Source organism: Mucilaginibacter sp. (assembly GCF_039207105.1).
Taxonomy (GTDB): domain Bacteria; phylum Bacteroidota; class Bacteroidia; order Sphingobacteriales; family Sphingobacteriaceae; genus Mucilaginibacter.
Window position 1 is genome coordinate 83,509 of the sequence record NZ_JBCECK010000004.1, and the last position, 8,267, is coordinate 91,775.

The 8,267-nt window shown below is 39.9% G+C and carries 7 protein-coding genes and 1 pseudogene; 7 read left to right on the forward strand and 1 reads right to left on the reverse strand.

What is annotated here, in order from left to right; all coding sequences use genetic code 11:
• Window positions 1-464 precede the first annotated feature (464 nt).
• Window positions 465-2,483, forward strand: a complete 2,019-nt coding sequence (locus AAGC65_RS01845; protein WP_343110699.1) for a PHP domain-containing protein — start codon at window positions 465-467, stop codon at window positions 2,481-2,483.
• A complete protein-coding gene (locus AAGC65_RS01850) occupies window positions 2,464-3,183 on the forward strand; it encodes a MarR family winged helix-turn-helix transcriptional regulator (protein WP_343110700.1) in 720 nt (239 codons plus the stop codon). Before AAGC65_RS01845 ends, AAGC65_RS01850 begins: the two co-directional genes overlap by 20 nt.
• A gap of 5 nt (window positions 3,184-3,188) precedes the next feature.
• Here AAGC65_RS01850 and AAGC65_RS01855 read toward each other — a convergent pair whose 3' ends face one another.
• Window positions 3,189-4,601 (reverse strand): PLP-dependent aminotransferase family protein, encoded by a 1,413-nt coding sequence (locus AAGC65_RS01855; RefSeq protein WP_343110701.1) that lies wholly within the window; start codon window positions 4,599-4,601, stop codon window positions 3,189-3,191.
• 98 nt (window positions 4,602-4,699) lie between these two features.
• On the opposite strand from AAGC65_RS01855, the gene AAGC65_RS01860 reads away from it, so the two are divergent.
• The 5 genes and pseudogenes from AAGC65_RS01860 to AAGC65_RS01880 form a co-directional block, all read left to right on the forward strand.
• The gene (locus tag AAGC65_RS01860) at window positions 4,700-5,209 is read left to right on the forward strand and encodes a cupin domain-containing protein (RefSeq protein ID WP_343110702.1); all 510 of its coding nucleotides are present in this window, start codon (window positions 4,700-4,702) and stop codon (window positions 5,207-5,209) included.
• A gap of 54 nt (window positions 5,210-5,263) precedes the next feature.
• Window positions 5,264-6,157 (forward strand): dihydrodipicolinate synthase family protein, encoded by an 894-nt coding sequence (locus tag AAGC65_RS01865; RefSeq protein ID WP_343110703.1) that lies wholly within the window; start codon window positions 5,264-5,266, stop codon window positions 6,155-6,157.
• A 143-nt stretch (window positions 6,158-6,300) separates the two neighbouring features.
• Entirely contained in the window at window positions 6,301-7,068 is a 768-nt protein-coding gene (locus AAGC65_RS01870; protein WP_343110704.1) for an ATP-binding protein, read from the forward strand.
• A gap of 3 nt (window positions 7,069-7,071) precedes the next feature.
• The gene (locus AAGC65_RS01875; RefSeq protein WP_343110705.1) at window positions 7,072-7,824 is read left to right on the forward strand and encodes a YggS family pyridoxal phosphate-dependent enzyme; all 753 of its coding nucleotides are present in this window, start codon (window positions 7,072-7,074) and stop codon (window positions 7,822-7,824) included.
• Window positions 7,825-8,034: 210 nt separating this feature from the next.
• A pseudogene (locus AAGC65_RS01880) lies at window positions 8,035-8,267 on the forward strand (IS21 family transposase); the annotation flags it as partial.

The following is an 8,267-nucleotide window of genomic DNA, read 5'->3' on the forward strand; positions in this document are numbered from 1 at the left end:
TTAAGGGCTATTGAATAGCTGATATCCGGCAAAGCTAAGCTGTTGATGCCAAAACGAAAAGTCGGGACGATGAGGTTCCATCAATGGCCTGGGCTTTAGCGATTAATTTATTTAACTTTAGATAACCTATTACCGAACTCATGAAAATTTTTTTATTCGTTTTATTGATGACGGCCGGTTTGACCGGTCATGAACCGACTACGGTTTATTTATGCGATAGCCCTGGAGCCAATCGGTACCATTTACAGGAAAATTGCCGCGGGTTGAGTAATTGTCAACACCGGATTATCAAGGTTTCGCTGGAGGACGCAAAGAAGAGCGGTAAAACGCTCTGTGGCTGGGAAAAATGATTCCGGATATTGGCGGAGGGCTCTATGAATAGGAGGGTCTGATAATAGCCATACATAATAAAAATAAATTAAAGTCCCTTTCTTTCTTATCCAAAACAACAATACTTTACTCGGATGAAAAAAATTGATCTTCATATTCATACCTGCGCGTCCCCATTAAGTGATAAACATTTCGAATTCTGTCTTAACACGTTAAAAGAGTACGTTACAAAGCTAAGGTTAGATTGTATAGCGATTACTAATCATAATTTGTTCGACTTAGAACAGTTTAATCAAATTGCTGAACAAGTTAAGATAAAAGTTCTTCCAGGAATTGAAATAGATATCGAAAAGGGGCATTTACTTTTGATATCTGAGAATACTGAATTGAGAGATTTTGATAGAAAGTGTAAGCAAATACAGGTGTTAATCAAAACAAGAGAGGATTACATTTCAGTTGAAAACCTAAAAGCTATATTCCCTGATTTAAGCAGGTATTTGCTAATCCCTCACTATGAAAAGAAACCAAATATTTCTGAAAATACTATTACAAAACTTGCACCACATATCGTCGCAGGAGAAGTGACAAGCACAAGAAAATTTAAATCATGTTCAAAAGATAGCACCAAACTTACGCCAGTAATTTTTAGCGATATCAGAATCTGTGACGGTATTAAATCATTTCCTACTCGTCAAACATTTGTTGATGTTGGTGAAATAAGTTTAAGAAGTATAAAAGCCTGTCTTACAGATAAGACGAAAGTATGTTTGTCAAAAACAGATGGCAACAACTCGTTTCAAGTGACCGACGATGGGTTGTTTATGTCAACAGGGCTGAATATTATACTTGGCGAGCGCTCTTCAGGTAAAACTCATACGCTAGAAAGGATAATGCAATCTTTTGAGAATGTTAAATATCTTAAACAGTTTGCACTACTTCAAAATGATGAAGAAAAGTTTAAAAATCTTCTGACTACCCGTCATAGTACTGTCAATGAACAATATTTAAAAGAATTGAAGGGCGTTGTTTCGGACATACTGAAAGTTGATCAACGAGCTAATAAAATTGAATTAGATAAATACCTTCAAACATTATTAAAGTTTGCATCAGAAAATGACAAGTTGGATAGTTTTTCAAAAGCATCACTGTTTAGCACAACCTTATTTTTTGAAACGGAGTTAAAAAACCTCGAACGGCTTATTGAAGCAGGAACGTTGTTGATGGAAAATTCTGAATACCATGATATAATAACCAAACATTTATCGGTAGACTCTTTAAAAAATCTATTAATTGACTTAATTAATAAACTTATTGAACAACAAGAACAAAATTTGAAACGCCGTTGGCTTAATGATTTGATTAATAAAGTTAAAGACGATTTGAAATTGAAAACGTCATCTGCCCCACCCGCTGAAATTGACTTTTACAAAATCTTAATGGAAAACGAAAAAGTTAAAAGGTTTAATTCTGTGGTGTCAGAAATTCAAAATGAGAAGGAAATAGATAAAAAAGAAATAAGAGGGTTTAAAGTTGTAGCGAGAACGCGAAAATACACAGGCGCACAGCAACTTAAGAATAAAAGCGGTAGACAGTTAGCTTTTACTAACGCTTTCGGCTATTACGGTAACCCTTATTCATATCTTAACGCATTAAAGGAGGTCGGTTTAGAAGAAACCGATTATCACAAATACTTTGTAGATATAGAATATAAGACGCTTAATAAACACGGTTTTCCAGTATCTGGAGGAGAACGTTCTGAATTTAATTTACTACATGAAATTGGAGATGCTCTTCAATGTGATTTGCTCTTAATTGATGAACCAGAATCATCTTTTGATAACATGTTTTTAAAAAATGATGTTAATGAATTACTTAAAGAAATATCTAAGGAAATTCCAGTGGTTATCGTTACTCATAATAGCACAGTAGGCGCATCAATTAAGCCGGATTTTGTGGTATATACCAAAAAGTCAATTATTAATAATACTGAAGTTAAATATCAATTGTTTTTTGGATATCCTTCAGATAAACTATTAAGAAGCACCGACGGTTATACTATTGATAATTATGAAATTTTATTAAGCTGCTTAGAAGCAGGGCAGATAGCTTATGATGATAGAAGATTAAAAACATATGAAATACTTAAAGATTGAGGATAATAGAGGTTTTTTTTTAAAAGAAACTGAGGCAAAAAACATAGAGTGGAAACCAGTTGATGAAATAACCAAGGAAGATCTTCTCTACTTACTTAATAAAGCGATTGGTGAACTCCCACTCAAAGGCGGCTTAGATCAAAATATCATTGCCGCCTTTGAAAGGATAGCTCAGGGATTAAAAACGCTCTCCTGGAATGCGGCTAAAGCAAGTAAACTGAATCCTACACAGATTCAGTTACTGACTTTTTTATTAAAGCATGAGCCTACTGATTATTATGTAAGCGATCTTGCTAAAGAATTTAATATCAGCAATTCTTCAATCAGTGATACGATCAGTGCACTGGTCAAAAAGGGATTGGTCAATAAGGTCAGAGAAGGAGCTGACAACAGGCATATAAAACTTGAATTAACTTCGGCTGGTAGATCACAGGCCCTTAATGCTGATAATTATGCGGGAGCCCTGATATCGGCGATCAATCAAATTGATATAAGAGATAAAGAAAAATTAGTTAGTTTAATGGGCGATATCATACTCGCATTACATGATGCCAAAATATTTCCGGTACAACGCATGTGCCTGACCTGCCATTTTCATATGACTAACGCGGATGGGCACTTTTGTAAATTGCTTGAAAAACATTTGAACATCGGCGATCTCCGGCTTGATTGCGCCGAACACCTGCCAATCACTATATAATAGCGTTAAAGGATTTGCGCAATCTTTTTTATCCCCTCTTCTAACTGTTGCTCCGTAAGGGATGCATAACCTAACCTTAAGCCATTAACCGGTTCACCATAACTGAAGCTTTCAGGAAGCAGGATCTGAACGCCTTTATCAAGCAGCATTTTTGCCAGGGAAGTATGATCGATCTCATTTTTAGGTTGCAACCAAAATGCAAGCCCGCCTTCCGGTTTTTGAAATATTACTTTATCTCCCAGATGTTCCCTGATCATATTTTCAAAGGCGTCACGCTTATTTTTGTACAATAATGTTGCCCGTCTCAGATGGCGTTTGATGTGACCGTCATTAATAAGTTGAAGAACTGCCTGCTCCATCATATTGTCACCCTGCGTATCAATAATTTTTCGCAAAGCACTTACTTTGGTGATCAGTTCTTTAGAGGTCGCCAGATAGCCGATACGCAAGGCCGGCGACACAATTTTGCTCATGGTTCCGATATAAACGAAATGCTGGGCGTTCTCATAACTGCTCACGGGCAATATAGGTCTTTGGCCGAAATGAAATTCATTATCATAGTCATCCTCAATTATCATAAAGTTATACTGATTGGATAATGCTATCAGTTCCAAACGCCGGGCAAGGCTCATGGTAACCGTTGTAGGAAATTGGTGATGAGGTGTAATATAAATTGCCCTGATCAATTTTCCATTTTTCAAATGGGCTTTCAAATCATCAACCTTCACTCCTTCGTTATCTACGCCAATGGGAAGTAATTGCGCGCCGGCATTTTCAAATGCTAACCAAGCCGGCTTATACCCCGGATTCTCTATTGCTACTACATCACCCGGAGTTAAAAGAGAATGCGCCGTGAGGTACATGGCCATCTGACTGCCACGCGTTATAAATATTTCATCTGTTGTTAATCTCATTCCGCGCTTGTAGTTCAACATTTGAACTATCGCATTGCGAAAATCGACATCACCGGCGCTGTCACTGTAACCCATCATTTGCCATCTGCCTTTACGATTGAATATTTGCCTGTACGCGCCTGCAAGCTGGGGGATAGGTGCAATCCGGGTATCTGGAATACCATCATTAAAAACGATACTTGGTGGCAGCTGGACAGCTCCGGATGGAGCCGCTGCTGCTTTTCGCTTTACTTCCTTAAAGCTTGGCAAATCCTCAGCTACGAAAGTTCCGCTCCGCTCTCTGGAAATCAACCAACCTTCTGCAAGTAACACGTTTAACGCTTCAATCACCGTGTTTCGATTCAGTTTAAGCTGACCGGCAAGGTGCCGGCTGCCAGGTAAAGGATCCCCGCTTTGAAGCTTGCCGCTTTTGATCGCAGCGATCATAGCATCAGCGATCTGTATATATACGGCTTTGTCAATCCGGGTATCAATATCGATTTGTAAATCCCAGGGTCTAAGCATAACTGGACTATCTAATTAATGAAATTCTGTATCAGTAAAGCAGTCCAAATATATTACAATTTTGTATTGCAATAATGCAAGAACAAAAATTATTAACTATGTCAACTACAAAAACCAACGGTATTGGAACCGAGATCAGGACAGCAATCCATGACGAGCAAAAACAATTCAGTTCAAAGGATTTTCATAAAACATTTGCCAGACCGGTATTTGTAAAACCGCCATACCTGGTACACCGCAATGTGGAAAACGCAGGTGAACACAACCAATTTTCGACCGAGCGTAAACACCCGGTATTTTTTGTCGATCTGCCAAGCAAGAACGTGAGCATGACCATCGGAGGATTGCTAGCCGGTCAGCTTACCAACAAACACCGTCATACGTATGAAACGGTATTGTATGTACTGGAAGGCAAGGGTTATACTGAAATTGAAGGTGAAAAAATAGAATGGCAAAAGGGTGATGCCATATATATTCCCTCATGGGCCTGGCACAGGCACCAAAACCTTAGCGATACTGAATCTGCAAAATATATTGCCTGTGAAAACGCACCGCAACTACAGAACCTGGGCGTAGCACTCCGCGAAGAAGAAGGCCGCGATCTTTAATTTATTTCCATAGCATGCTTGCGCGTTTAGGCGAGCATTTATAAAATCCACAAAATGAAAAATGTACCATTTAAAGGGATCATTGCCTATCCCATTACACCCTTTAATACTAACGATCAGGTAGATATATCGCTATTCAAAGCCCAGGTTGAGCGGTTGATAGTTTCCGGTTCACATGGCATTGCGCCGTTGGGAAGCACCGGTGTATTGCCCTATCTAACGGACGTAGAGAAAGAATCTATTACAGAAGCCACTACACAACAGGTAGCAGGGCGCGTACCCACTTTGGTCGGCGTATCAAATTTAACTACGGAGCGAACCATATACCATGCTCAGTACGCAGAGAAAGCAGGTGCCACCGCGGTAATGATTATTCCTATGAGTTACTGGAAACTTACCGATGACGAAATCGTAGCGCATTACGACAAAGTGGCGTCGAAAATTAATATCCCGATCATGGCCTACAATAATCCTGCGACAGGAGGTATCGATATGTCACCCTCCCTGTTAAAAAGGTTGCTGGAGATACCAAACGTCACCATGATCAAAGAAAGTACCGGCGACGTACAGCGTATGCATATTTTGAAAAAAGAACTCGGTGAAGAAGTTGCGTTTTACAATGGTTCTAATCCGCTGGCGTTAGCAGCATTCGCTGCCGGCGCCACCGGTTGGTGCACGGCAGCAGCCAACATTATCCCGGAACTCAATCTGAGTTTGTACGAAATGATCAGGCTAAATGATTTAGGTGCCGCGCAAAAAGTATTCCTGAAGCAATTAGACGTGTTAAAATTCATCGTTGCAAAAGGATTACCGCGCGCAATTAAGGCGGGGTTGGAGCTGCTTGGCGAAAAGGGGGGGGAATTGAGAAACCCGCTACAGCCCTTAGGTGAACACGACACGCAGGCATTAGCTAAAATCCTTGATAGCGTAAAATTGGTTCAGAACTAGCCGGCATATCTGGACTACCGGCTTTTTTAAATTCTGCACCAGCCAGATGGCAACGGGTAAACTTAATTTTACATCAGTTCCCGTTGCCGTTAGGGCATAAGTAATTGATCCATTGAGCATAATCTGTAAAACTACTAAAACGAATGTATTTGTCTGATCTCATATTAAATGATAAAGAAAAGATTGCGCTCGGCGACCTCTTTCTTCCCGAAACTGAGCGGGCAAAACTTGACGACTTGTTGAAAGAATTTAAGTATGCAACAGAGTTGAGCAAGTATGAGCTACCCGTAAATAACAAATTGTTACTGTCCGGTAGTTCTGGTTGTGGTAAAACCGCCACTGCTAAGGGAATTGCCAATGCACTGGGTAAAACGCTTATTATTTTAAACCTGAGCAATATTATCAGTGCTAAGATCGGCGAGACCGCACAAAATCTAAATCTGGTTTTTGCCCATATAGCTAAAATAAACGGGGTACTGTTGTTAGATGAGTTTGATCAGATCGGCAAAGCCCGGAATATTGACGACAAAGATGTGGGGGAAATGCGAAGAATTGTTAATACGCTTATCCAGCTCATTGATCAGTTACCGCTGCAATCACTATTGATTTGTGCGACTAACCACCGTTCTTTTCTGGATCCTGCGATACTGAGGCGTTTTCAATTGCAACTGAATTATACTATACCGTCACCGGCAGTATTAGATCATTATTATGACGATCTGCTTTCCCGATATCCGGAAAATATAAGGTCAGTAGATCGGATTTATGACATATCCTTTGCAGAAGCGAAGGACATTACGCTCACATCTGTAAAGAGAAACCTGATCAACGCCATGGAGTTAGTTATTGAAGAAACGAATGTCTGCAATCGGGCCGATCAGGTCACAGAAATACCGGCAGCTTATAGTTAAAATATGGAAGATCAACAAATCATCATAAGAAATATTGAAGCTGTTCAACGACGAATTGAAAAGGCCTGTGTGAAGGCAGGCAGGTGTCCGAATGAAGTGACCTTATTGTTAGCAACTAAAACGGTCCCTGTTGAGAAGATATTAATAGCCCTGGAATCTGGCTGCGGAATAATTGCTGAAAACAAAGTACAGGAGGTCAGGGAAAAATACACATCGTTAGCGCACTCTCCACATGTCAATCACTTCATTGGGCATTTGCAAAGCAATAAGATAAAAGACCTTTTAAAGTATAATATTTCCTGTATCCAGTCCATAGACAATTTTGAACTCGCAGAAAAACTTGACCAACGACTATCGATCACCGATCGTAAAATGAATATTTATATACAGGTGAACACCTCTGATGAGGAAAGCAAATATGGTGTGCATCCGGCTGAGGCACTATCGTTAATCCGTCAAATTTCACTGCTAAAAAATGTTCAGATCACGGGATTAATGACCATTGGTATTTTAAGCAATGAATCTGAAAAAGTGCGTACTTGTTTCAAACTACTTAAAAATTTGCAAAAGCAGATTATTGAAGCCAACATTCCAAATGTTTCCGTTCGGGAATTATCCATGGGAATGAGCGGTGACCTTGAAATTGCCATTGAAGAAGGTGCTACGACCATCCGTGTGGGAACAGCCATCTTCGGTCAACGTCCTACACCGGACAGTTACTATTGGACCGAATATGAAAGTCACAACACTCAATAGCTATGAAGAAGATACATTTTTTACAACATGTCCCATTTGAAGGCCCTGCTTGGAGATTCTGATGAACTTGACCACTATGTTCCGGAACAAACTGACCATCTATTCCGGGCGAAACTGACCACCTGATTCCGGGGCAAACTGACCACCGCAAAGTCGTAGCAAATGCTGTAAAAGAGACCATCTTTTGAGGGCAAACACACCTTCCTAAGAATGGCAAACTTAACAATCAGCATGAGTAAGATCAGAAAGATATTAAAGATGTACAGCCAACAGCGGCCTTTAATGACCATAGCTGCCCAGGCTGATGCATCGAGAAACACGGTAAAAAAATATGTAGCGACATTCAAAGCCAGCGGCCTCACTTTTGATGAGGTTAATGCACTGAACGACAAAGAACTGGAAGACCTGTTCGGAAAGTCTAAAGAACACCCGCCTAACGCACG

Bases quoted from the DNA above. Each gene is read 5' to 3' on its own strand.
- AAGC65_RS01865 (WP_343110703.1), top strand. From the start codon at position 5,264: ATGAAAAATGTACCATTTAAAGGGATCATTGCCTATCCCATTACACCC.
- AAGC65_RS01860 (WP_343110702.1), top strand. From the start codon at position 4,700: ATGTCAACTACAAAAACCAACGGTATTGGAACCGAGATCAGGACAGCA.
- AAGC65_RS01850 (WP_343110700.1), top strand. From the start codon at position 2,464: ATGAAATACTTAAAGATTGAGGATAATAGAGGTTTTTTTTTAAAAGAA.
- AAGC65_RS01845 (WP_343110699.1), top strand. From the start codon at position 465: ATGAAAAAAATTGATCTTCATATTCATACCTGCGCGTCCCCATTAAGT.
- AAGC65_RS01855 (WP_343110701.1), bottom strand. From the start codon at position 4,601: ATGCTTAGACCCTGGGATTTACAAATCGATATTGATACCCGGATTGAC.
- AAGC65_RS01870 (WP_343110704.1), top strand. From the start codon at position 6,301: ATGTATTTGTCTGATCTCATATTAAATGATAAAGAAAAGATTGCGCTC.
- AAGC65_RS01875 (WP_343110705.1), top strand. From the start codon at position 7,072: ATGGAAGATCAACAAATCATCATAAGAAATATTGAAGCTGTTCAACGA.